The sequence below is a fragment of the Intrasporangium sp. genome, assembly GCF_039812505.1.
Classification (GTDB): Bacteria; Actinomycetota; Actinomycetes; order Actinomycetales; family Dermatophilaceae; genus Intrasporangium_A.
In genome coordinates, this window is the sequence record NZ_JBDIAQ010000020.1 from 1 (window position 1) to 23,908 (window position 23,908).

The following is a 23,908-nucleotide window of genomic DNA, read 5'->3' on the forward strand; positions in this document are numbered from 1 at the left end:
TCAGTCGGAGCCGGCCGGCTTGACGGCGAGGGTCACGGTCAGCTCCTGACGCTGGCCCTTGCGCACGACGGTCAGCTTGGCCTGCTGGCCCGCCTGCATCTCGCGGATCTGGGCCACGAGCGCGGTCGAGGACTCGATGCGCTCGCCGTTGACCATGATGATCACGTCGCCCTGCTCGACCCCGCCCTTGGCGGCCGGGGTGTCCGGCACGACCTGGACCACCTCGGCACCGGCCCGCTTCGCCGCGCCGTCGGTGACGACGGCGTCGCGGGCGCTCACGCCGAGGAAGGCGTGCTCGGCGTGGCCCTTCTCGATGAGCTGGCTCGCGATGGTCTTGGCCTCGTTGACCGGGATCGCGAACCCGATCCCGATGTTGCCGCTCTGGCCGCTGCTGAAGGGCCCGCTGTTGCCGAGCTCGGCGATCGAGCTGTTGATGCCGATCAGCTCGCCCTTGGCGTTCACGAGCGCGCCGCCGGAGTTGCCTGGGTTGATCGCGGCAGAGGTCTGGATCGCGTTCGTCACGACGGTGTCGCTGCTGGTCTGGTCGCCCTCACCGAACGGCGACTCGTTCTGCTCGCTCGACTGCGTGGTCACCGGACGGTCGAGCGCGCTGATGATGCCGGTCGTCACCGTGCCCGACAGGCCGAGCGGGTTGCCGACGGCCATGACGGGGTCACCGACGGACAGCGTGTCCGAGTTGCCCAGGGTCATCGGGATCAGGTCGGCAGGGGCTCCCTCGATCTTGACGACGGCCAGGTCGGTCGAGGGGTCGGTGCCCACGATCGAGGCGGCGTAGGTGCGCCCGTCGTTCAGGCTCACCGTGATCGACCCCTTGGTCGCGCCGGCCACGACGTGGTTGTTCGTCAGGACGTGGGCCTGCCCGTCGATGATGACGCCGGAGCCCTGGGCCTCGCCGTTCTGCAGGGTCACCGTGATGCTCACGACGCTGGGGGTGACCGCCTTGGCGACCGCGGTCCAGTCCGGCGCCGCGGCGTCGCCCTGGATCACCGTCGGTGAGGTGTCGCCCTGCACGAGGGTCTGCGAGCTCGTCGCCGGCGTCGCGCCGCCGCCTCCGACCTGCAGCGCCGCATACGTGCCGCCGCTGGCCAGGACCGCGGCGAGCAGGGCGACCCCGGTCAGCTCCACGATGCGCCGTCTGGGCCGACGCTCCGGCTCGGGGTCGCGGTGTCCCGGCGGCGTCGGCTCGGGCCCCGGCGGTGGGGGCACCGCAGACATGGGGTTGTGGGTCCCGGGTGCCATGGTCATGGCGGCTCCTTCGATCGGCTGGTTGCTCCACATTCCACACCTGCTGCTTTGGTTACCCCTCTGGCCTTCCTATGAGTCCGCTGTGTGGTCCGGGGTCGGTGGCTGGACGGGCAGCTCGACGATGAAGGTGGCACCCCCGCCGGGTGTCTCGTCGGCGCGCACGGTGCCGCCGTGCGCGGTGACGATCGCCTCGACGATGGCCAGGCCCAGCCCGTTGCCGCCCCCGTGTCCGCGGCTGCGGGAGGCGTCGGCCCGGTAGAACCGCTCGAAGACCGTGGCCCGGTCCGCCTCCCGGATGCCGTACCCGTGGTCGCGGACCGCGAGCGCCACGTGGCCGCGGTCGAGCGGCCCGACGAGGATCTGGATGGCCGTTCCGGGAGGGGTGTGCACGCGAGCGTTCGTCACCAGGTTCGTCACGACCTGGCGCAGCTGCTTCTCGTCCGCGACCAGCTCGGTGGGCCGGATCGGCCCGGCGATCCCGGTCGCGCTCACGCTGCGAGCCGGGTCGATGGTGCGTGCGTCCTGCGCGGCGTCGGCGGCCAGCACGGCCAGGTCGACCGAGCCGAACTGGAGCGGCCGTTCGCCGTCGAGGCGGGCAAGGGTCAGCAGGTCGTCGACCAGGTCGCGCATCCGGTGGCTCTCGCCCTCGATGCGGGCCATCGCGCCGCCCACCTCGTCGTCGGTCCGCAGCGCACCCTGTCGGTAGAGTTCCGCGTACCCGGAGACCGCTGCGAGCGGGGTGCGCAGCTCGTGCGACGCGTCGGCGATGAACCGGCGCATCCGCGCCTCGTTGGCCTGGCGCACCGCGAAGGCCCGCTCGATCCGGGCGAGCATGACGTTCAGCGAACGCGACAGCGAGGCCACCTCGTCGCGGGTGCCGGGCACCTGGATGCGGCGGGTCAGGTCGCCGCCGGCGATGGCCGCCGCCGTGTCCTCGATCTCGGTCAGCGGCCGGAACACACGCCGGACGAGGAACCAGCCGATGACCGCGCAGACGCAGAGGACGATCAGCCCGATCGCGGCGGCATACCAGATGAACTGGGTCACCGTCGCGGCCAGGCTGCGCAGTGAGAGCGCGACGACGAAGGTCGCGCTGCGGTCGTGGTTCGTCGTGGCCAGGGCGAGCCACTGCACCCCGCCGCCGACGGAGCCGACGGTGAAGACCTGGCCGTGCGTGACCCGCGGGTCGTCGGGCCGGATGATGGGGATGTCGGCCCGGTCCTTCTCGGTCACCGCCTCGCCGAAGGAGAGCTGCTGGTCGCCGTCGGCCGGGATCACCCGCAGCGTGAACCCGGTCGGCAGCAGGGCCTGCCCCTGCTCGAGCTGGGTCGTCTGCAGCTTGGTGACGATGCTGGCCGCGTAGACCCGCAGCTCCTGTTCGGCCTGCCCGCGCAGGTAGTGGTTGAGCAGCGCGCTCGTGACGACCAGGGTCAGCACGAGAGCGGTCAGGATCAGGCCGAGCGCGACGGTCAGCAGCCGCCACCGCAGCGGCATCGCGCGCAGCGCAAACCGCCTCCGGCCCGGTCGCCTCGATCCGTCGATGCCGGCCACCCGGTCAGGGCGACGACTCGGGCGGAACCCGCAGCACGTACCCGACGCCGCGCTTGGTGTGGATCAGGTTGGGCAGGCCGTCGACGTCGATCTTGCGCCGCAGGTAGGAGATGTACGACTCGACGATCCCCGACTCGCCGCGGAAGTCGTAGTCCCAGACGTGGTCGAGGATCTGCAGCTTGGACAGGACCCGGTTCGGGTTGAGCAGCAGGTAGCGCAGCAGCTTGAACTCCGTGGGGGACAGCTCGATGACCCGCCCGGCGCGACGCACCTCGTGCGAGTCCTCGTCGAGCTCGAGGTCGTGGAAGCGCAGCGTGGCGGTGTCGTCCTCGGCCGATCCGCGCGTGCGCCGCAGGACCGCCCGGATGCGGGCCACGACCTCCTCGAGGCTGAACGGCTTGGTGACGTAGTCGTCGCCGCCGACGGTCAGGCCGGCGATCTTGTCGCCGACGGAGTCGCGGGCGGTGACGAAGACGATGGGCTGCTGGCGGCCGCGGTCGCGCAGCCGCCGGGTCACCTCGAAGCCGTCGACGTCGGGCAGCATGACGTCGAGCACGACGAGGTCGGGCTCGGAGCTCTCGGCCAGGGCGAGCGCGCTCGTCCCGTCCTCGGCGGTCTCGACCGCGAAGCCGGCGAAGCGGAGCGAGGTCGCGAGCAGTTCGCGGATGTTCGGCTCGTCCTCCACCACGAGGAGGCGGGCCTCGGGGGCCTGGGTCTGCACGCTCCACAGTGTCACCACGTTGCCTGTGAGTTGGCTGGGAGCGGGATGTGCACCGGCTCCGGACCGGCGGCAGCGCCTACGCTGGCAGCCGTGACGACGTGGGTGCTGGCCCCCCTGGTGGGGCTGGTCGTCGGTCTCGTCATGGGCGGCCTCGGGGGCGGCGGGGCGGTGCTGTCCGTGCCCGTGCTCGTCTACGCCCTCGACCAGCCGGCCCACCAGGCCACGACGATCTCGCTGGTCGTGGTGCTCTTCGGTGCCGTCGTGGGGCTGGCCGCCATGCGGGGCCAGGACCGGGTCGACTGGCGCACCGGGCTGGTCTTCGGCGGGCTCGGCATCGCCGGCTCGGTCGTCGGCGCGCGGCTGTCGTATGCCGCCGACCCCCGCCTGCTGCTGGGCTCCTTCGCGGTCCTGCTCGCCGCGGTCGCGGTCCTGATGTGGCGCCGGGCCGACCACGACGCATCCGCCTCCGCGGGGCCGGGGGAGGGGTCGGTCGGCAAGCTGGTCCCGACCGCTCTGGGCATCGGTGCGCTCACCGGGTTCTTCGGCGTGGGAGGCGGGTTCGCCACCGTGCCGGCCCTGGCGCTCGTCATGCGGATGACGCCCGCCCGGGCGACGGCCACCAGCCTCGTCGTCATCTGCGTCAACGCCGTCGCGGCGCTGGTCACGCGCTTCGTCGGGAAGGGGGTGGGCGGCATACCGTGGCTGCTCGTGCTGACCTTCGCGGTCGGCACCGGGGTCGGTACGGCGTTGGGCACCCGCGTCTCGGGGCGACTGCGCGGCGCCCACCTCATGCGCGCCTTCGCCGTCTTCCTCGTGCTGATCGCGGCGGTCGTCGGCGTGGAGACGGCGTTGCAGTGACCACCCCGGCCACGCGGGTCACAGGTCGTCGGCGTCCACGATCCGGTAGGCGTACCCCTGCTCGGCCAGGAACCGCTGCCGGTGGGCGGCGAACTCGGCGTCGACGGTGTCGCGCGCCACGACCGTGTAGAAGTGGGCAGTGCGCCCGTCGCCCTTCGGGCGCAGCACCCGACCGAGCCGCTGGGCCTCCTCCTGGCGCGAGCCGAACGTGCCGCTCACCTGGATCGCGACCGACGCCTCGGGCAGGTCGACCGAGAAGTTCGCGACCTTCGAGACGACCAGCCGGCGCACCTGCCCGGCCCGGAACGCGGCGTACAGCCGCTGCCGCTCCGGGACCGTCGTCTCGCCGGTGATGACGTCGGCGCCGAGCCGCTCGGCCAGCTCGTGGAGCTGGTCGAGGTACTGCCCGATGATCAGGGTGGGCTCGCCGGTATGCCGCTCGGCCAGCTTCTCGATGACCGCGAGCTTCGCGTCGGAGCAGGCCGCGAGCCGGTACCGGTCGTCGGGCTCGGCCGTCGCGTAGGCCATCCGCTGGCCGTCCGGCAGGGAGACGCGCACCTCGACGCAGTCGGCCGGGGCGATCCAGCCCTGGGCCTCGATGTCCTTCCACGGCGCGTCGAACCGCTTCGGCCCGATGAGCGAGAAGACGTCGGCCTCGCGGCCGTCCTCGCGCACGAGGGTCGCGGTCAGGCCGAGCCGGCGGCGGGCCTGCAGGTCGGCGGTCATCCGGAAGACCGGCGCGGGCAGCAGGTGGACCTCGTCGTAGACGATCAGGCCCCAGTCGCGCGCGTCGAGCAGGTCGAGGTGCGTGTAGGCCCCCTTCCGACGGGTCGTCAGGACCTGGTAGGTGGCGATCGTGACCGGTCGGACCTCCTTGCGGGCTCCGGAGTACTCGCCGATCTCGTCCTCGGTCAGGGTGGTGCGCCGCAGCAGCTCGTCCTTCCACTGCCGGGCGGCGACGGTGTTGGTGACGAGGATCAGGGTCGTGGCCTTGGCGGCGGCCATCGCCCCGGCGCCGACGAGTGTCTTGCCGGCGCCGCAGGGCAGCACCACGACACCGGAGCCGCCGTGCCAGAAGCCGTCGACCGCCTGCTGCTGGTAGGGCCGCAGCTGCCAGCCCTGCTGGACCAGGTCGATCGGGTGGGCCTCCCCGTCGACGTAGCCGGCGAGGTCCTCCGCGGGCCAGCCCAGCTTGACCAGCTCCTGCTTCAGCCGGCCGCGCTCGCTCGGGTGGACGACCACGGCCAGCTCGTCGACCCGCTCACCGGTCAGCGGCCGGATCCGCTTGGACCGCAGTACCTCCTCGAGCACGGGCCGGTCGGTGGTCCGCAGCACCAGCCGGGTCCCGGTGGGGTCGTCGGCGAACCCCTCCTTCTCGATGGTGAGCCGGCCGTACCGGTCCATCGTCTCGGCGACGTCGACCAGCAGGGCATGGGGGACCGGGTAGCGGCTGTGGGTGATCAGCGCGTCGACCACCTGCTCGGCGTCGTGCCCCGCCGCGCGGGCGTTCCACAGGCCGAGGGGGGTAACCCGGTAGGTGTGCACGTGCTCGGGGGCCCGCTCCAGCTCGGCGAACGGCGCGATCGCCCGACGTGCCTCCTCCGCCCGCGGGTGGGCGACCTCGAGCAGCAGGGTCTTGTCGCTCTGGACGATCAGGGCTCCGTCGTTCATCACGAGTGACCAACACCCTCGGTGGTGCCCGTGTTCCCGGGGACCTCGCGGTGGGCCGGTTCAGCGCGGGGCCGCCAGCGCCGCGAGCCGTCGTACCGCGAGCTCGGCGTAGATCGTGGCACCGTCGGGCAGGACGGAGTCGTCGAAGGTCGCCAGCGGCGAGTGGTTCATCGGCGCGGTGGCGGGGTCGCGCCCCGGGGGGACCGCGCCGAGGAACAGGAAGCTGCCGGGCACCTGCTGCAGGACCCGGGAGAAGTCCTCGGACGCGCCCACCGGTGCGGCGAGGGCGGCGTGGCGCGCCGGCCCGAACACCTCGGCGACCGTCCGGGCGGCGAACGCCGTCTCGTCGACGTCGTTGACCGTCATCGGGTACCCGCGCACGAAGTCGACGCTCGACTCGAGGCCGTGAGCGGCGGCGACCTGCCTCACCAGTCGTGGAGCCGACTCGGCCATCCGCTCCTGGGACCCCTCGGAGAACGTACGGACGGTCGCCTCCAGGTAGGCCTCGTCCGGGATGATGTTGGACCTGGTGCCGGCGTGCAGCTGGCCCACGGTGAGCACGACCGGGTCGAAGACGTCGAACTGGCGCGTGACCATCGCCTGCAGCGCCAGGACGATCTCGGCGGCGGCCGGGACCGGGTCCTTGGCCTGGTGCGGTGCCGACCCGTGCCCGCCCGCCCCCTGCACGGTGGCGTGCAGCTCGTCCGAGGCGGACATGATCGTCCCTGCTCGGGTGAGGAAGGTGGCGTGCGGGGCGATCGCGGAGAAGACGTGCAGACCGAAGGCCGCGTCCACGCGGCGGCCGGCGGCGTCGAGGACGCCCTCCTCGATCATGACACCGGCCCCGTCCCAGCCCTCCTCGCCGGGCTGGAACATGAACACCACGTCCCCCTCGAGGCGCTCCCGGTGCGCGGACAGCAGCCGGGCCGCGCCGACCAGCATCGTCGTGTGCAGGTCGTGGCCGCAGGCGTGCATGGCGCCCTCGACCCGCGAGCGGTAGGGCACCTCGGCCCGCTCGGTCACCGGCAGGGCGTCCATGTCCCCGCGCAGCAGCACCGCCGGGGTGCTGTCCGGCGAGCCGCTGCTCCCGGTGCCGCGCAGCACGGCCGTGACCGAGGTCGTCCGGGTGCCGGTGCTCACCTCCAGCGGGAGCCCGTCCAGGGCGGCCAGCACCTTCGCCTGCGTGCGGGGCAGGACCAGGCCGATCTCCGGGTCCTGGTGCAGCTCGTGCCGCAGCGCCACCAGATCGGCCGCCATCGCGGTCGCATCGTCGTGCAAGCTCATTGGTGCTCCTGCCGTTCGCTGGTCCCGTCCGGTTCGTCCGGTCCGGTTCGTCCGGGTCCGCTCGTCCGGCCCGGACGTTCCGCAACCTACTCCGTCGGCGGTTGGGCCGCCGGTCGCGGAGCTGGTGCGGTGGCGGCGGCTCGGGGGCGACGCAGGCGGAGCTGGTGCAGTGCCGGCAACTCGGGGCGTCGCCCGGGGAGCGGGCGCGCCGACGGGTTTGCACGCCCAGGGGGGCCTGCCACCATGGAGCCATGCGCACCCCCCAGGTCGAGCCGGCATCCGGGCTGCCCGCCCAGGTCACCATCTACGAGGTCGGCCCGCGAGACGGCCTGCAGAACGAGCAGACCGTGGTCCCGGCGGCGGCCAAGGTCGAGTTCATCAGGCGGCTCGAGGCCGCCGGGCTCGGCACGATCGAGACCACCTCGTTCGTCCCGGCCAGGTGGGTGCCGCAGATGGGCGATGCCGAGGAGGTGCTCGCCGCCCTGGGCCCCGACGGCGTCGGCCGGCGTCGGCCGGCCCTGGTGCCCAACGAGCGCGGGCTGGACCGGGCCGAGCAGCTCGGCCTGCAGGCCATCGCGATCTTCGGCTCGGCCACCGAGACCTTCGCGCAGAAGAACCTCAACCGCTCCGTCGCGGAGCAGTACGCGATGTTCGAGCCGGTCGTGAAGCGGGCCAGGTCCGACGGGCTGTGGGTGCGCGCCTACGTGTCGATGTGCTTCGGCGACCCGTGGGAGGGGCCGGTCCCGGTCGAGCAGGTCGTCGACGTCGCCGAGCGGCTGATGGGCCTGGGCTGCGACGAGCTCAGCCTCGGCGACACGATCGGCGTCGGCACGACCGGTCACGTCCACCGGCTCCTCGAGGCCCTGGCCCGGCGCGGGATCGGCACCGAACGGGTCGCCGTCCACTTCCACGACACATACGGGCAGGCGCTCGCCAACACGCTGGCCGCCCTGCAGGACGGGGTGGCCACGGTCGACGCGGCCGCCGGCGGGCTCGGCGGCTGCCCCTACGCGAAGTCGGCCACCGGCAACCTGGCCACCGAGGACCTCGTGTGGGCGCTGGCCGGGGCCGGCGTCTCTACCGGCGTGGACCTCGACAGGCTGGTCGAGACGAGCGCCTGGATGGCGCGCCTGCTGGGTCGGCCCAGCCCCTCCCGGGTCGTCCGGGCGCTGGCCGGGGGCTGACCCCGTACGCAGGTGGACCGACGGGGGTCCCCGTCGGTCCACCTGGTGCGCGGCGACGTCGCGGTCAGTCGTCCATGATCGAGCCGATGCTCGCGGGGTTGTCCGTCTCGTTGAGGATCTCGTGCACGCGGTGGCTCGGGAGCTGGCAGGTCCATGCGACGGCCATGACGACGAGCGACAGGATGATGTTGGCGATGATGCCCGCGTTGAAGTCCAGGTAGTTCAGCTCGCCGGCGTCGGTCTGTCCGGCGACCCCGGAGAACTGGCCCAGGTAGCTGACCAGGGTGATGCCGGCGAACCAGATGAGCACCCAGTAGCCGTTGCGGAACTCCAGCTTCGGCGCCCGCCCCTTGTCGAGCAGGTGGAAGACGCCGAGCAGGACGTAGCCGAGCAGGATGGCCAGCATCATCTTCCAGACCTGGTCCCAGCCGGACCAGTACATGATCAGGTTCGTGGCGAGCAGGGCCAGGAACGCGACCGGCCACACGGCGACGCCGAGGCTGAACGGGCGGTGCTGGTGGGGCAGCTGCTTGCGCATGGCCAGCAGCGCGATCGGCCCGCTGCCGAAGGACAGCACCGTCATGCTGGTGACGATCCCGACCAGGGACTGCCAGCTGGGGAACGGGAGGAAGAAGATGCACCCGACGACCCAGGCGAGGATCAGGCTGACCCACGGGACGCCGTTGTCGTTGACCTTGGACAGGGCGGCCGGGGCGTTGCGGTTGCGCCCCATCGCGTAGGACATGCGGGTGGTGACCTTGAGGTAGATCATCGCGGTGTCGCTCGGGGAGATGATCGCGTCGGCGTAGAGCAGCCCGGCCAGCCAGACCAGGCCGAGCACGCTCGCGATCGCCGCCAGGGGGGCGAAGTTGGCGGCGGCTCCGGTCGTGGAGACGAACCCGGCGCCGATGCCGGCCCAGCCGTGCGTGAAGGCGGTCTCCGGCACGGTCCCGATGAACGCCAACTGCAGCAGGATGTAGAGGATCCCGCAGATGACGACCGAGCCGAGCAGGGTCAGCGGCACGTTCCGCTTCGGGTTGTCGGTCTCGCCGGACAGCTCGATGCCCTGGCGGAAGCCGAAGAAGGAGAAGGCGATCGCCGCCGCCGGGATGGCCGAGAAGACGCCGTGCCACCCGTAGGGCAGGAACCCGCCGAAGCTGCTGAGGTGGCTGCCGTTGAAGTGGATGAGCAGCATGACGATGACCAGGCCGATCATGCCCAGCTTCCACCACACGGCCACGTTGTTGACCCGGGTGAACCACTTCACGCCCATGTAGTTGATCCCGACGAAGATCGCCATGAGCACGACGGCCACGAGGATGCCGACCCCGGTCAGGGTCGTGTTGGAGTTCTCCAGCCACGGCAGGTAGCTGGTCGCATAGGTCAGCACTGCCGAGACCTCGACCGGCGCGACCGCGGCGGCGGCCAGCCAGGTCACCCAGCCCATCGAATAGCTGGTGAAGGACCCGAACGAGTAGTGCGGGTAGCGCGCGACGCCGCCCGAGTGCGGGAACATCGTGCCCAGCTCGGAGTAGGCCAGCCCGATGAAGATGAACATGATCGCGCCGATGACCCACGAGATGATCGCCCCTGGACCGGCGATCTTCGCGGCGGCCAGCGAGCTGAACAACCACCCGGACCCGATGATGGACCCGATCGCGGTGAACAGCAGGCTGACGGTGCCGAGCCCCTTCTTCAGTCTGGGGTCGTCGCCTGCGACGGCGGCGCTGCGTTTTGTCTCAACTGTCATCCTTCGCTCCTTCTGCAGCCGGGTCGGACGGCGCCGCCTGCTCGGGACGGACCCCGGTGCGCGAGATCATCAGCGCACCTGCAGGGACCTTCCAGCCCGTAGACGATCGTCGGCCTCCACTCTGGTAATCCCCTGAAGAACGCTGGTGACCCCGCTGGGAGCGGACGTCAGGCCAGGGTGGCGCCGGTTATCCGGTGGACCGAGTAGGTCTTCTCGTGGCCGGCCGCGTCGGTTGCCCGGACCTGGCCGCCGTCGATCCGCCGCGGGTGGATCAGCTCCCGGGTCGTGGCGCCGTGCCGGTCGGTCACGCCGACCCACACCCCGTGCCGGTCCGCGGCGGCGTCGCGCAGCAGGGCCAGGGTGACGACGGGATCGGTCGCCGGGATGCGCGGCCCCTCGCGGTGCTCCTCCTCGGCGCGCCGCACGTCGGACGCCTGCTGCGCCATGCGCAGGCCCGCGACGAGGGAGCGCGTGAACGGCTCGTCGACGGGGGAGAGCGCCAGTGCCGGGGCGCGGCGGCTGCGGGCCCGGCGCCGTGGCACCGGGGCCACGACGACGGCTCCCTCCGGCGACTCGACGACGGGCGAGAACCCGGCGTCGTGCAGCAGCTGCGTCACCATGGCCGGGTTCGTCTGCGACACCAGGACGGTCGGCGCGATGCGCCGCAGCAGCAGCGGGGCGAGGTCGTGGCTGGTGAGCATCGCCTCGAGGACCGCGTTGTCGTCCGAGCGGACGTATGCCGCCGAGCCGCCCACCCGCGTGCGGCCGTGCCGGCGGGCGACGTCGGTGACGAGGTACTCGAGCGGCTGCGGCAGCGGGGTGCGGCTGGCCCGCCGGAGGGTGTCGAGCAGCTCGTCGGCCGACCAGCCGGCGTCGAGCGCCCGGCGCAGGGACCCGGCGGCGAAGCGGTAGACCGTCGCGCCGCCTCTGGACTCGACGTCGGCGGCCAGGCGCATGAACGCGGCGAGGCTGCCGACTAGGGGGCCGGGGGCGACGGCCGTCAGGTCGGCCTGCACGAGGATGTGGTCGACCGGTGGCGGGAGCTCGGCCGTCATCGCGCCGACCGCCGGCTCGAGCCGGGGCTCGCCGGTGCCGTCGCCGAGCAGCGCCCGGCCCGCGGTGGAGAGGGCGCCGCGGCCGGTCACCCCGAGCCATTCGGCCTCGCGCAGCACCCCGGTGACCGCGTCGGCCAGCACGGCGCCGGAGCGCAGCGGGCGGCGCCAGAGCAGCCGGCGCAGCAGGTCCTCCGGCTTCGGGGCGGCTCCCGTCGGCAGGCCGGCGAGCTCGGTGAGCACGTCGTGCCGGATCGCCCGGATCGGCGGCCACTGCAGGTCCGGCCCGAGCGCGTTCGCCGGCCCGGAGGCGGCGGGGGTGCGCTGCCCCACGAGGTGCGGGGCCCGGGTCGACTGCAACCACGCGGCGGCCAGGACCGCCCAGCGCCGGCCGGCCTGGGCCGCGGACCACTCGTCCAGCCGTGGCGTGGGAGCCCACACCGGCGCGAGCTCGCCGTCGTCGGCGACCAGCTGGGCGGCATACATCACCTCGAGGAGGAACCCCGCGCGCTCGGTGCCGGTGTCGAGCAGCTCGCCGGCCCGCCTGAGGTCGCGTACGGCCAGACCACCGGACCGCAGGACGCGCGGCGGTTCGGCGCCCCACGCCTCGGCGACCTCGTCGACCCGGGTCAGCAGGTCGCTGGCGGCGCCGCCGGCGAGGGCGTCGACGGCGGCGACGGGGCGCGTGGGCAGGTCGGGCGCCGTCAGGGCGGTCGTGCGGTGCAGCCGACCGCCGCGCAGGGCGAGGCCGACCTCGCGCGGCAGGGCGACGCGGTCGGACGGGACGCTGACCAGCAGCTGGTGCTCGAGGAGCCAGCCCACCGCCGTTCGTCCCGCGCCCCCGGTCGGTGGGACGCCGAGCGGCGGACCCCACGCCATCCGGTCGAGCACGGCCCGGGCGGCCGGCGGCGCCTCGTCCAGCAGGGCGGCGAGCGCGGTGGGGTCCTCGATCGTGGCGGTGGCGCGGCTCGGGGTCGGGCGCAGGTCGCGGATCGGGGCGCCGAGCCCCGCGACGGTTCGGCCGAGGACCTCGGGGACGGTGCGCACGACGTGGTGCACGCCGTCCGTGCGCCAGAGCAGGGCCACGCGCCGGAGGTCCTCGACGATGGCGCCGACCGTCGCGTCGTCGGCCTCCGCGGCGGCGAGCAGGCGGCGGACGTCGGTGGGGGTGGCGCCCTCGCCGGCCAGCACGAGCGCCTCCAGGACCTGCAGGTGACCCTGGTCCAGCGCCTCGACGGCCCGCTGGACGCTCGCCCGGGTGCCGGCCCGCGCCGCGAGGCCGGTCAGGTCGGCCGGGGCCGGCCGGGCCAGGTCGGGTCGGGCCAGCACCAGCGCCACGAGCTCGTCGTCGGTGCGGCGACGGATGTCGTCGGCGAGGCTCCGGCTCGGCACGGCCATGTCGTCAAACCTAGTCGCCAGTACCCTCTAGGGCATGAGCGCCGACCGCAGCGAGGACACGAGCGAGGACGCCGGCGTGGGGGCCCCGGCGCCGACCGGGCAGCAGTTCACGATCGCGCACGGGCCGTTCGAGGCGACGGTGGTCGAGGTCGGCGGGGGACTGCGGACCCTCACCCGCGACGGTGTGCCGGTCGTGGCCGGGTACCGCGCCGACGAGGAGTGCCGGTCCGGTCGGGGCCAGCAGCTGATGCCGTGGCCGAACCGGATCCGCGACGGGCGCTACGAGTTCGCCGGGCGGGTCGAGCAGCTGGCCATCACCGAGGTGCCGCGGCACAATGCGAGCCACGGGCTGGTGCGCTGGTCGCTCTGGGAGCTGCTCGAGGACGAACGCGACTCGGTGACGGTCCGGTTCCGGCTCCACCCGCAGCCGGGCTGGCCGCATCACCTCGACCTGCGCACGACCTACGCCCTGGACGACACCGGTCTGGTCGTCACGACCGCGGCCCGCAACGTCGGCCGCGATCCGGCGCCGTTCGGGTATGGCGCCCACCCCTACCTGTCCATCGGTGTGGCACCGGTCGCGGACGTCGAGCTCACCGTGCCCGCCGCGACCTGGCTCGCGACCGACGAGCGGATGTTGCCGGCCGGGGCCCGCCCCGTCGCGGGCACCCGGTACGACTTCCGGTCCGGCCGCCGGGTGGGGTCCGAGGTCGTGGACACCGCCTACACCGACGTGGCCCGAGATGCCGACGGGATGTGGCGCTGCCGGGTCGGCTCCGAGCCGCTCGGGTCGGTGACCCTCTGGGCCGACGCCGCGTTCCCGTGGCTGCAGGTGTTCACCGGGGCGGCCCACGAGGGCAAGGGCGCACCGGGCATCGCGGTCGAGCCGATGTCGTGTCCCGCCGACGCCTTCAACTCCGGCACGGGCCTGGTCGTCCTCGAGCCCGGTCGGGAGTGGACCGGCACGTGGGGGATCCACCCCGGCTGACCTGCGGCCGGGGCGCCCTTCCGACGAGCGGTCGGTTCGGGGGAGGGGTGAGTCCAGTTAGGCTGGGACTCACTTTCGAGAGCGACGAGCAAGGGGTGGACTGTGCCCACTGGCAAGGTCAGGTTCTACGACGCCGAAAAGGGCTTCGGCTTCATCGCCGAGGACGAGGGCGGCGACGTGTTCCTGCACGCGAGCGCCCTGCCTGCGGGTCTGACGACCCTGAAGAAGGGCGCCCGGGTCGAGTTCGGGATCGTGGAGGGTCGCCGGGGGGCGCAGGCTCTTTCGGTCCGCGTCCTCGGGCCGGCCCAGTCGGTGGCCGCCAACCGGCGCGAACGTGACCGCAAGCCGGCCGAGGAGATGGTCGTCATCATCGAGGACCTGATGCAGCTGCTCGACGGGGTCAGCACCGGGCTGCGCAAGGGGCGCTACCCCGACCGCAAGGTCGGCGCCAAGGTCGCCCAGGTGCTGCGCCGCGTCGCGGACGACCTGGAGGGTTGAGGTGCCTCCGGCCGCGGTCGTGAAGAAGGACGCCGTCCTCGCCGACGCCGTGCTGCTCGCGCGCACCGAGATCGAGCAGATCGCCGAGCCGGGCACGGTGGGCGAGCACCTCGGCATGGAGATGCTCGCCGGACGGCTGGCCATGCACTGGTTCGAGTGCCTCTCGCCGGGTTACCACGGCTGGCGCTGGGGGGCCAGCGTCGCCCGGGTGTCCCGCTCCCGCACGGCGACCGTCTGCGAGACCAACCTGCTGCCCGGGCCCGAGGCGGTTCTCGCCCCGGACTGGGTGCCCTACGCCGACCGGATCGCCCCCGGCGACCTCGGCGCCGGCGACGTGCTGCCCTACCGGGCCGACGACCCCAACCTCGAGGAGGGCTTCGAGGCGACCGGCGACGAGGACGTAGACGAGATGGCCTTCTGGGAGCTGGGGCTGGGGCGCCACCGGGTGCTGTCCGCCGAGGGGCGCGCATGCGCCGCCACCCGGTGGTACGAGGGGGAGGCCGGGCCGAGCTCCGAGGTGGCCCAGAAGGCCCCGGAACCGTGCGCTACGTGCGGTTACTACGTCCCGATGGCCGGTGCCCTGCGGGCCGTGTTCGGCATCTGCGCGAACGAGTGGTCCCCCTCGGACGGCCACGTCGTGTCGCTCGACCACGGCTGCGGCGCCCACTCCGAGGTCGACGTCCGGCGCTCGCAGCCGACTCCGGTGCCCGACCCGGTGCTCGACGAGCTCGCCGTGGACATCGAGGTCCAGCAGCCGGAGCAGCCCGACAGCCTGCCCCCGAGCGCCGGCTCGACCGAGAGCGTCGATCCGACCGGGGAGGTGGCTGCCGAGGATGACGGCCCCGAGACAGTCGACGAGCCCGAGCCGGTGGCCGAGCGCGAGCCGGTGGCCGGGCCCGAGCCGGTGGCCGGGCCCGAGCCGGTGGCCGGGCCCGAGCCGGTGGCCGAGCTCGAGACGGTGGCCGAGCGCGAGACGGTGGCCGAGCGCGAGACGGTGGCCGAGCCTGAGCCGGTGGCCGAACCCGAGACGGCGGACCAGCGTGCGCCGGCACAGCGGCATACCGACTGATCGTCGGGCCGGAACCGTCGCGGCTCAGGCGTCGGCCGCGTTGCCGCGCCCCCGTCTGAGGTAGAGCAGCCCGATCGCCCCCAGGGCGAGCCCGGTCACGCAGCACCACGGCCACCACGACCGGTCGCCGGTGTGCAGGGTGGGCACCACCAGTACGACGATGAGCGCGACGAGCCAGCCGAGCATGCCGATCTGGAACACCCGGACCATCGGCACGTGTACCGGGGTCACGACGTCGTCGTCCGGACGGGCCGCGCCGGGCCGGGTCTCGTCGGTCGCCACCCGTCCACCCTAGAGTGTCCGGCGGCTCGCTCCCGCCCGCGGCAACTAGGGTGAGCGCCATGTCGACCGAGACATCGACCCGCTCGCCGCGCTCTCGCCTGGACACGTACTTCCGGATCAGCGAGCGCGGCTCCAGCCTGGCCCGGGAGGTGCGCGGCGGCTTCGTCACCTTCTTCACGATGATCTACATCGTGGTGCTCAACCCGATCATCCTGTCGGGCATCCGCGACGGCTCGGGCGGCTTCATCGGCGGCACCGGCGACCTGACCCACAGCAAGCTGCTCGTCGCGGCGGGCACGGCCCTGGTGGCCGGTGTCATGTCGATCCTGATGGGCCTGGTCGCCAACTTCCCGATCGCGCTCGCAGCGGGCCTGGGGATCAACGGCCTGATCGCCAGTGCGGTCGTCGCGCACGCGGCGACCGAGCGGATCACCTTCGCCGACATGATGGGGCTGGTCGTCATCGAGGGCGTGATCATCCTCGTCCTGGTGCTGACGGGCTTTCGCACCGCGGTCTTCCATGCGATCCCCCGTCCGTTGAAGGTGGCGATCTCGGTCGGGATCGGCCTGTTCATCGCCTACATCGGCGTCATCGACGCGGGCTTCGCCCGGCCCCCGCTGAACGGCACGGTCCCCAGCGAGCTCGGCATCGGGGGCAGCCTCGACGGCTGGCCGACCGTCGTCTTCGTCGTCGGCGTGCTCCTGATGGCGGTGCTGGTCATCCGCAAGGTCAAGGGGGCGATCCTGATCGGCATCGTCGTCGCGACCGCCCTGGCGATGGTGTTCGAGGCGCTGTTCCACATCGGGCCACGGGTCTTCGAGGACGGCAAGCTGACCAACCCGGAGTCGTGGGCCCTGAGCGTCCCGCAGTGGCCGGCGCACCCGACGAACACCCCCGACTTCGGGATCCTCGGCCAGTTCAGCCTGCTCGGGTCCTTCGAGAAGCTCGGCGTGGTCACCGCGGTGATGTTCGTCTTCACCCTGCTGCTGGCCGACTTCTTCGACACGATGGGCACGATCGTGGCGATCGGTGCCGAGGCCGGCCTGCTCGACGAGGACGGCACGCCGCCGCGGACCGAGCAGATCCTCGTGGTCGACTCGATCGCCGCAGCGGCCGGCGGCGCGGCCGGGATCAGCAGCAACACCTCGTACGTCGAGTCGGCCTCCGGCGTCGGCGAGGGCGCGCGCACCGGGCTCGCGTCCATCGTCACCGGCGTGCTCTTCCTGCTGGCCACCTTCCTGGCTCCGGTGTTCGCGATCGTGCCCTCGGAGGCGGCCGCGCCCGCCCTCGTCATCGTCGGCTTTCTGATGATGCAGCAGGTGACCGGGATCGACTGGCGCGACATGGAGGTCGCGATCCCGGCCTTCCTGACGATCGTGCTGATGCCGTTCACCTACAACATCACCGTCGGGATGGGGGCCGGCTTCATCGCCTGGGTCGCGATCAAGATCTCCCGGGGCCACGCCCGGATGATCCACCCGCTCCTGTGGATCATCGCGGCAGCCTTCGTGGTCTTCTTCGCCAAGGCGCCGATCGAGTCGCTCCTGACCGGCTGACCAAGTCCACCCGCCGCGGGCTGTGCGTGGTTGTGGCTGCCCTGGCGACCACAACCACGCACAACCCCGGTGGCGCCAAGGCGGGGACGCAACGCTCAGCCGAATCCGGGTTCCGTCAGAGCCGAACCCGGGATCGGGATCGTCAGCGCTGAACCCGGGTCTCGTCAGGCCGAACCCGGACCGTCAGGGCCGGGCGGAGACGGGCGCAGTGTCCCGCACGCCGAAGCCGCCCTTGCGCAGCTCGCGCTCCATGGCGGTGAACTCCGCCTGGACGTCCTCGTCGTCCTTCGCGGTCAGCCGGGAGACGAGCCAGGCGACGAGAAGCCCGGTCAGGAAGCCCGGCACGATCTCGTACATCCGGCTCGTCAGGGCCTCGATGGAGCCCCAGACGAAGACCACCACCGCACCGGAGAGCATGCCTGCCAGGGCGCCTCGCGCGGTGAGGCCACGCCAGTACAGGCTGAGCAGGACGATCGGGCCGAACGCGCCACCGAACCCGGCCCAGGCGAACGCCACCAGGCTGAGGACGGAGGAGTCGGGGTTGAGCGCGAGCAGGAAGGCGATGACGGCCACGGCGAGCACGCCGGAGCGACCGAGCAGCACCTCCTTGTGGGGGGTCGACTTCTTGCCGAGGATGTTGTAGAGGTCCTCGACGAGCGCGGACGAGCACACGACCAGCTGCGAGGACATCGTCGACATGATCGCCGCCAGCACCGCCGCGAGCACGAACCCGGCCACGAGCGGGTGGAAGAAGATCTCGCTCAACAGCAGGAAGACGGTCTCCGGGTCACCCAGCTGTCTGGCCGGGTTGTTGGCGAAGTAGCCGATGCCGACCAGGGCCGTGGCGATCGCCCCGAGCGTGACCAGGACCATCCACCCGATCCCGATGCGCCGGGCGGCCGTCGCATCGGCGGGGGTGCGCAGGGCCATGAAGCGCACCACGATGTGCGGCTGGCCGAAGTAGCCCAGCCCCCACGACGCGGTCGAGATGATGCCCAGCGTCCACAGCAGGCTGCTCCCCTCGCCGAACCCTGCGAAGAGGTTGAGCACGTCGGGCTTGGCCGCGTTCATCCGCTCGATCACGGTCCCGATCCCACCGGCCTGGAAGACCGCCACGATCGGCACCGCGATGAGTGCGCCCAGCATCAGCAGCCCCTGTGCCACGTCGGTCAGGGTCGCCCCGAGGAAGCCGCCGAACGTGGTGTAGAGCAGCGTGATGACCACGACCAGCAGCAGACCGCTCGTGTAGCCCCAGCCGAAGGAGGACATGAAGAACTTGCCGGCCGCGACCATGCCCGACGAGACGTAGAACGTGAAGAACACCAGCACTATCAGGCTGGCCGAGATCCGCAGGGCGTGCGAGTGGTCCTTGAGCCGCTTCTCGAAGAAGCTCGGGATGGTGATGGCGTTCTGCGACACCTCGGTGTAGGCCCGCAGCCGCGGCGCCACGATCTTCCAGTTCACCCAGGCCCCGATGACCAGCCCGATGGACATCCAGGCACCGACCAGGCCCACGGAGTAGATCAGCCCGGGCAGACCCATCAGCAGCCAGCCCGACATGTCGGCCGCGCCCGCGGACAGGGCGGCCACGCCCGGCCGCAGCCCACGCCCGGCCAGCATGTAGTCGTCCAGGTCGGAGGTGCGTCGGTAGGCGAAGTAGCCGATGGCCAGCATCCCGATGAAGTAGAGCACGATCGCGATGAGATGGAACGTCTTGGCGTCCATGGCACGGTCCTCACTCTGGGGGGCGCCAGAAGACGCTAGCACCGCGCTCGCGCCCGTGTAAACGCACGCCGGCCGCCCCGGACCCATCTGCCGGCCCGACCCTCGGAATGATTAGCACGACTAATGAGTTACGCTAACTAGTTGTCAGGAGGGATGGGAAGCAGTGGGTGGACAGGGCGAACGGGCCCGCGCTGAGGTGACCGCGTTGAGCCGGACGGAACTCGCGCGGCTGGCGAGCGACCTGCGTCTGGCCTGCATGCGCATCTCGCGCCGGGTGCGCTACGAGTCGGACCTGCTCCTGCCGCCGCACCAGTTCTCGGTGCTGTCCCGGCTCGAGTCCACTCCGCGGACCAACAGCGAGCTCGCCGAGATCGAACGGGTCTCGGCGCCGAGCATGAAGCGCACGACGAACTGCCTGGTCGAGGCGGGCTACGTGTCCCGTGCGGACGACCCGCAGGACGGGCGACAGGTCATCCTCTCGCTCACCCCGGAGGGCCTGAAGGCCCTCAGACGGATCCGCCGCCACCGTGACGAGTGGATGCTGCAACGGTTCGAGGGTCTGACCGAGCAGGAGCACGCGCTGCTGGCCTCGGTGCGCGACGTCCTGCTCAAGGTGGCGAGCGAGTGAGCCCCACTTTCCAGTCCTTGGGCGTCCGCAACTACCGGATCTACGCCAGCGGCTCCATCGTCTCGAACGTCGGCACCTGGATGGGCCGGGTCGCCCAGGACTGGCTCGTCCTGACGGTGCTGACCGCCGGGTCGGCCTCGGCCCTCGGCATCGTGACCGGGCTGCAGTTCCTGCCCTTCCTGATCCTCGCGCCCTGGGCCGGCATGGTCGCCGACCGTGTCCCGAACCGCCGCCTGCTGTTCATGACCCAGTCGGCCCTGCTGCTGACTGCGCTCGTGCTGGCGGTGATCACGGCCCTGGGGGTCGTGCAGCTCTGGCACGTCTACCTCATCGCGTTCGCCCAGGGCGTCGCTACCGCGTTCGACAACCCGGCGCGGCAGACGTTCGTATCCGAGATGGTCGGCCGGGACCACCTGGCCAACGCGGTCGCGCTCAACAGCGCCTCGTTCAACCTCGGCCGACTCGTGGGCCCCGGTGTCGCCGGCCTGGTCATCGCCGTCGCCGGGATCGCCCCTGCCCTGTTCGTGAACGCCGCGAGCTTCCTGTTCGTCCTCGCCGCGCTGGCCCGGATGAACCCCGCCGAGCTCACCCCTGCCCCGAAGTCGCGTGGCAAGGGCCAGATCCGCGAGGGGCTGCGCTACGTCAAGGGCCGCCCGGACATCCAGCTGGTGATGTTCCTCGTGTTCATCCTCGGCACGTTCGGGATGAACTTCCAGATGACGACGGCGCTGATGGCCACTCAGGTGTTCCACAAGGGAGCCGGCGAGTACGGCCTGCTCGGCTCGATCATGGCGGTCGGCTCGCTGGTCGGCGCCCTGATCGCGGCCCGTCGCAACCACCCCCGGCTGCGGATCCTGCTGGTCGCCCTGACCGGCTTCACGGCAGCGACGCTGCTGCTGTCGATCGCGCCGAGCTATGCCCTGTTCGCCGTCTTCCTCGTGCCGACCGGGCTCGCGTCGCTGACCGCGCTGACCACCGCGAACGCCACGGTCCAGCTGGCGGTCGACCCGGCCATGCGCGGCCGGGTGATGGCCCTCTACATGGCGATCTTCTTCGGCGGCACCCCACTCGGCTCGCCGGTCATCGGCTGGATCGGCGACGCCTTCGGGGCCCGCTGGACCATCGCGATCGGCACGATCATGGTCGGCCTGTCGCTTCTGGTCGTGGCCGTCTGGGCCGCCAGGACGCACAATGTGGCGGTGAGCTTCCGGGCCCAGGGTCACCCCCGCATCAGCATCGCCGTGAACCGTCCGGCGCTGCCGGAGCCCAGCGAGCCGGCTCCCGAGGCGGTCAAGTGAACTTCAAGTTCCGCCACCGGATCACCATCGCCGCGCTGGCCCTGTTCTTGGCGATCGCCCTCGTCGCGGCCATCGTGAACCGCTGACCGGCCTCGGTCAGGCCAGCGCGGCCACCACGTGGTCGATGCACCGGGTAAGCCTGGTGACGTCCTCGGGCTCGACGGCCGGGAACATCGCGACCCGCAGCTGGTTGCGGCCCAGCTTGCGGTACGGCTCGACGTCGACCACGCCGTTGGCCCGCAGCACCCCGGCGACTGCAGCGGCATCGACCGCGTCGTCGAAGTCGATGGTGCCCACGACCCGCGAGCGTGCTGCCGGCTCGGCGACATAGGGCGTCGTGTAGGACGTCCGCTCGGCCCACTCGTACAGGCGGGTCGACGAGTCCTCGGTCCGCGAGGTCGCCCAGCTGAGGCCGCCGTTGCCGTTCAGCCACTCGAGCTGGGCGGCGAGCATCGCCAGCGTGGCCACCGCGGGGGTGTTGTAGGTCTGGTTCTTGCGGCTGTTCTCGATCGCGGTCGGCAGGCTGAAGAAGTCGGGCACCCAGCGGTCCGTGGCCGCGATCTGCTCGACGCGGGCGAGCGCGGCGGGGGAGAAGAGCGCGAGCCAGAGACCACCGTCGGAGGCGAAGGACTTCTGCGGCGCGAAGTAGTAGACGTCGGCCTCGCGCACGTCGACCGGCAGGCCGCCGGCGCCGGAGGTCGCGTCGACCAGCACGAGCGTGTCGCCGGTGCGCTCGACCCGCCGCACCGGGGCCATCACACCCGTCGAGGTCTCGTTGTGGGGCCAGGCGTAGACGTCGACCCCGGCCTCGGCCTTCGGCTCGGCGAGCGTGCCGGGCGGAGACTCGATGATCGTCGGCTCGCCGAGGAACGGCGCCCGGAGGGTCACCTTGGCGAACTTGCTCGAGAACTCACCGAACGACAGGTGCTGCGCGCGATCGCGCACGAGCCCGAATGCCGCGATGTCCCAGAACGCCGTCGAGCCGCCGTTGCCGAGGACCACCTCATAGTCCTCCGGCAGGCTGAACAGGCTCGCCAGCCCCTCCCGGACGGCGCCGACGAGGTTCCGGACCGGCGCCTGCCGGTGCGAGGTGCCGAGCACGGTCCGGGAGATCGAGCTCAGGTAGTCGACCTGCTCGGGGCGGACCTTCGAGGGACCGGACCCGAACCGGCCGTCGCTGGGCAGCAGGTCCCGGGGGATGGTCACGGCAGGTGCATCGGTCACGGTTGTTGCCTTCGCTCAAGGGGATACAGGGGTGCGACGCCGTTGTCGCCGTCCATTGAAGCGCACATCCCGGCCGGACCACCTCGGCGGGTCATCGGGTGGACGGCGTTCTCGGCTCCGAACGCGTCGCCTCGCCGTATCCACGCCGTCTTCAGGCAGCGCAGACGCGTCAACGCGCCGCATCTTGCATCAGGCCGCGTCGTCCTGAAGGACGGTTCGGATACGTCGGTCGATCAGATGGATGCTGTCCAGCTCGGACCAGACGAAGCGCGCCATGAGCCACTGTCGGCGCCGGAACGAGTCTTCGCGGCGCTTCTCCCGGAACACGGCGCCCGGGCCGTCGTCACCGCGATACTTGATGGCTCCGTCGAACTCGAGCAGCAGCCGGGTCCCCCTGACGCGGAAGTCGGCGAACCTGCACCCGGAGTCTGTCTCGACCCGGAACTGCGGCTCGACCTCCCAGCCCAGAGACCGTACCCGGTGCCCGAGGATGCTCTCGCCGGGTGACTCGATCCGCGCGTCGGCCTCGGCCAGAATGGCCCGAACCGGGCCGACATTGGTGTGCCCGGCGAAGATCGGGAGTGCCGCCGTCAGCTCACCGAGGCTCGTCCGGCCGGTGTGGAGGGCCGCGTCGGCAGCGGCGAGCGCGGTCAGCGGCTGGTACTCGAGGCCGGACTGGATGACGGCATGGGCCACTGGGACACGGTCTGACGCCTCGAGCCCCGGGATCGCGGCATGCAGCTTCACCGGCGGGCGGATCCGCGACGAGCCAGGGCCGATCCGGGTCAGGTGCACCCGGGCGAGTCCGGCATACACCGTGGGCAGGCCGTGCCAGATGAGGCCGGAGGTGTGGCTCGCCATGGCTCGTCGACCCATCCGGAGGAACGCGGCTCGGGTGGCCAGGCGGTTCCAGTCGGTCTGGTCCTGTGGCGGGCGCGTGGCGTACCAGCCGCGGATCAGCGGATACGCATCGCCCGTGCCTACGAGCCTGGCCAAGGCGTCGGAGGTGACTCCGGCGCGGCATGCCTGGGCCGCCGAGAAGACCTCGCGCAGGGCGAACTCGGACGGCATCGCTGGCATGCCTCCCATCGTCGCCGAAACGGCGGGCTCGCCGCTGGAGCCTGTGGACAACCGGCCCGAGGTTGCCGCTGCGTCGCGTTGACGAGTCTGCGTCGCCAGCAGCCAGCGCAGACTCGTCAATGCGACGCACGTGGCGGAGCACGGTGCGTTCGTTCGCCGGGCGTTCGTTCGCGTCATGATGGCACGGTGCAGATCCCCGACCAGCGGCTATTCCCAGACCCGAGCTTCGTAGGGCAGGACGTCGACCTCGACGGTTACCGGTTCGAGGCCACCGACTTCACCCGCGCTTACGCGCAGGGACGCACGTTCCTGGAGTGCACCCTCGTCGGGTGCGACCTCAGCGAGGCCTTTCTCGACGGTTCGCGGTGGTCCAGGTGCACCTGGGAGCGACTCCACGGCGCGGGGATCTCCCTGGTCGAGGCGAGCCTGCACGACGTCGTCATCGACCGGTGTCGACTCGGGGCGGTCTCGGCGTTGGGATCGCACTGGCGTGGGGTCACCGTTCGTGGCGGCAAGATCGACTTCCTCAACCTGCGTGGTGCGACCCTGAAGAACGTCACGTTTGAGGACTGCGTGCTCATCGAGTTCGACCTGCAGGAGGCGACGGTCGACACGGTCCGCTTCGACGGGTGCCGGCTCGTCGAGCCAGAGTTCGGGCGGGGTCGCTACAACACCCTCGACCTCGCCGGGGCCGAGCTCGTCTCACCCCACGGCGTCGCCGGCCTGCGCGGGGCCCGGGTCAGTCGTCTGCAACTGATCGACCTCGGCCCCGTCCTGGCGGCCGAGGCGGGCATCGAGGTCACCGAGGGGTGAGCGGCATCGTCG

20 protein-coding genes are annotated in these 23,908 nt (G+C 71.9%); 9 read left to right on the forward strand and 11 right to left on the reverse strand.

All coding sequences use genetic code 11. The features are described from left to right. The 3 genes from WMI84_RS04780 to WMI84_RS04790 all read right to left on the reverse strand — a co-directional run bounded on the left by WMI84_RS04780 (window position 1) and on the right by WMI84_RS04790 (window position 3,538). Entirely contained in the window at window positions 1-1,266 is a 1,266-nt protein-coding gene (locus WMI84_RS04780) for a trypsin-like peptidase domain-containing protein (RefSeq protein WP_347350888.1), read from the reverse strand. Window positions 1,267-1,335: 69 nt separating this feature from the next. Next, window positions 1,336-2,760 (reverse strand): ATP-binding protein, encoded by a 1,425-nt coding sequence (locus WMI84_RS04785; protein ID WP_347350890.1) that lies wholly within the window; start codon window positions 2,758-2,760, stop codon window positions 1,336-1,338. 61 nt (window positions 2,761-2,821) lie between these two features. After that, entirely contained in the window at window positions 2,822-3,538 is a 717-nt protein-coding gene (locus WMI84_RS04790) for a response regulator transcription factor (RefSeq protein WP_347350892.1), read from the reverse strand. 90 nt (window positions 3,539-3,628) lie between these two features. Here WMI84_RS04790 and WMI84_RS04795 point away from each other — a divergent pair, with 90 nt between their 5' ends. Further along, window positions 3,629-4,396, forward strand: coding sequence for a sulfite exporter TauE/SafE family protein (locus WMI84_RS04795; protein WP_347350894.1), 768 nt, complete (start codon window positions 3,629-3,631; stop codon window positions 4,394-4,396). An 18-nt stretch (window positions 4,397-4,414) separates the two neighbouring features. Here the strand turns inward: WMI84_RS04795 and WMI84_RS04800 are convergent, their stop codons facing one another. Next, window positions 4,415-6,067 (reverse strand): DNA repair helicase XPB, encoded by a 1,653-nt coding sequence (locus WMI84_RS04800; protein WP_347350896.1) that lies wholly within the window; start codon window positions 6,065-6,067, stop codon window positions 4,415-4,417. 60 nt (window positions 6,068-6,127) lie between these two features. After that, window positions 6,128-7,351: a M20 family metallopeptidase gene (locus WMI84_RS04805; protein WP_347350897.1), complete on the reverse strand. Its 1,224-nt coding sequence runs from the start codon at window positions 7,349-7,351 to the stop codon at window positions 6,128-6,130. A gap of 251 nt (window positions 7,352-7,602) precedes the next feature. On the opposite strand from WMI84_RS04805, the gene WMI84_RS04810 reads away from it, so the two are divergent. Further along, window positions 7,603-8,535, forward strand: a complete 933-nt coding sequence (locus WMI84_RS04810; RefSeq protein WP_347350899.1) for a hydroxymethylglutaryl-CoA lyase — start codon at window positions 7,603-7,605, stop codon at window positions 8,533-8,535. 64 nt (window positions 8,536-8,599) lie between these two features. Here the strand turns inward: WMI84_RS04810 and WMI84_RS04815 are convergent, their stop codons facing one another. Both WMI84_RS04815 and WMI84_RS04820 read right to left on the reverse strand, forming a co-directional pair. Then, window positions 8,600-10,285: an APC family permease gene (locus WMI84_RS04815; protein WP_347350901.1), complete on the reverse strand. Its 1,686-nt coding sequence runs from the start codon at window positions 10,283-10,285 to the stop codon at window positions 8,600-8,602. A 167-nt stretch (window positions 10,286-10,452) separates the two neighbouring features. Then, window positions 10,453-12,735 carry a helicase-associated domain-containing protein gene (locus WMI84_RS04820; RefSeq protein WP_347350903.1) on the reverse strand — a complete coding sequence of 761 codons (2,283 nt, stop codon included), beginning with the start codon at window positions 12,733-12,735 and terminating at the stop codon, window positions 10,453-10,455. A gap of 34 nt (window positions 12,736-12,769) precedes the next feature. Here WMI84_RS04820 and WMI84_RS04825 point away from each other — a divergent pair, with 34 nt between their 5' ends. From WMI84_RS04825 to WMI84_RS04835, 3 genes are all read left to right on the forward strand, one after another. Beyond that, window positions 12,770-13,723, forward strand: coding sequence for an aldose 1-epimerase family protein (locus WMI84_RS04825; RefSeq protein WP_347350905.1), 954 nt, complete (start codon window positions 12,770-12,772; stop codon window positions 13,721-13,723). A gap of 102 nt (window positions 13,724-13,825) precedes the next feature. Continuing rightward, a complete protein-coding gene (locus WMI84_RS04830; RefSeq protein WP_347350907.1) occupies window positions 13,826-14,221 on the forward strand; it encodes a cold-shock protein in 396 nt (131 codons plus the stop codon). Between the two features lies 1 nt (window position 14,222). Then, complete coding sequence (locus tag WMI84_RS04835) at window positions 14,223-15,290, forward strand: DUF3027 domain-containing protein (RefSeq protein WP_347350909.1); 1,068 nt, start codon at window positions 14,223-14,225, stop codon at window positions 15,288-15,290. A 24-nt stretch (window positions 15,291-15,314) separates the two neighbouring features. Here WMI84_RS04835 and WMI84_RS04840 read toward each other — a convergent pair whose 3' ends face one another. Beyond that, complete coding sequence (locus tag WMI84_RS04840; protein ID WP_347350910.1) at window positions 15,315-15,572, reverse strand: DUF2530 domain-containing protein; 258 nt, start codon at window positions 15,570-15,572, stop codon at window positions 15,315-15,317. Window positions 15,573-15,631: 59 nt separating this feature from the next. Here WMI84_RS04840 and WMI84_RS04845 point away from each other — a divergent pair, with 59 nt between their 5' ends. Then, window positions 15,632-17,128, forward strand: a complete 1,497-nt coding sequence (locus tag WMI84_RS04845) for an NCS2 family permease (RefSeq protein ID WP_347350911.1) — start codon at window positions 15,632-15,634, stop codon at window positions 17,126-17,128. A 183-nt stretch (window positions 17,129-17,311) separates the two neighbouring features. Here WMI84_RS04845 and putP read toward each other — a convergent pair whose 3' ends face one another. Then, window positions 17,312-18,853, reverse strand: a complete 1,542-nt coding sequence (gene putP, locus WMI84_RS04850) for a sodium/proline symporter PutP (RefSeq protein ID WP_347350913.1) — start codon at window positions 18,851-18,853, stop codon at window positions 17,312-17,314. Window positions 18,854-19,049: 196 nt separating this feature from the next. Here putP and WMI84_RS04855 point away from each other — a divergent pair, with 196 nt between their 5' ends. Together WMI84_RS04855 and WMI84_RS04860 are read left to right on the forward strand one after the other, a co-directional pair. Then, window positions 19,050-19,481, forward strand: coding sequence for a MarR family transcriptional regulator (locus tag WMI84_RS04855; protein WP_347350943.1), 432 nt, complete (start codon window positions 19,050-19,052; stop codon window positions 19,479-19,481). Beyond that, a complete protein-coding gene (locus WMI84_RS04860; protein WP_347350915.1) occupies window positions 19,478-20,779 on the forward strand; it encodes an MFS transporter in 1,302 nt (433 codons plus the stop codon). Before WMI84_RS04855 ends, WMI84_RS04860 begins: the two co-directional genes overlap by 4 nt. 96 nt (window positions 20,780-20,875) lie before the next feature. On the opposite strand, the gene serC is transcribed toward WMI84_RS04860, so the two are convergent. Together serC and WMI84_RS04870 are read right to left on the reverse strand one after the other, a co-directional pair. Continuing rightward, a complete protein-coding gene (gene serC / locus WMI84_RS04865; RefSeq protein ID WP_347350917.1) occupies window positions 20,876-22,003 on the reverse strand; it encodes a phosphoserine transaminase in 1,128 nt (375 codons plus the stop codon). A 189-nt stretch (window positions 22,004-22,192) separates the two neighbouring features. Continuing rightward, window positions 22,193-23,083, reverse strand: a complete 891-nt coding sequence (locus WMI84_RS04870) for a hypothetical protein (protein WP_347350919.1) — start codon at window positions 23,081-23,083, stop codon at window positions 22,193-22,195. Window positions 23,084-23,269: 186 nt separating this feature from the next. Here WMI84_RS04870 and WMI84_RS04875 point away from each other — a divergent pair, with 186 nt between their 5' ends. Then, window positions 23,270-23,896 carry a pentapeptide repeat-containing protein gene (locus WMI84_RS04875; protein WP_347350920.1) on the forward strand — a complete coding sequence of 209 codons (627 nt, stop codon included), beginning with the start codon at window positions 23,270-23,272 and terminating at the stop codon, window positions 23,894-23,896. The last annotated feature ends 12 nt before the right edge of the window (window positions 23,897-23,908 follow it).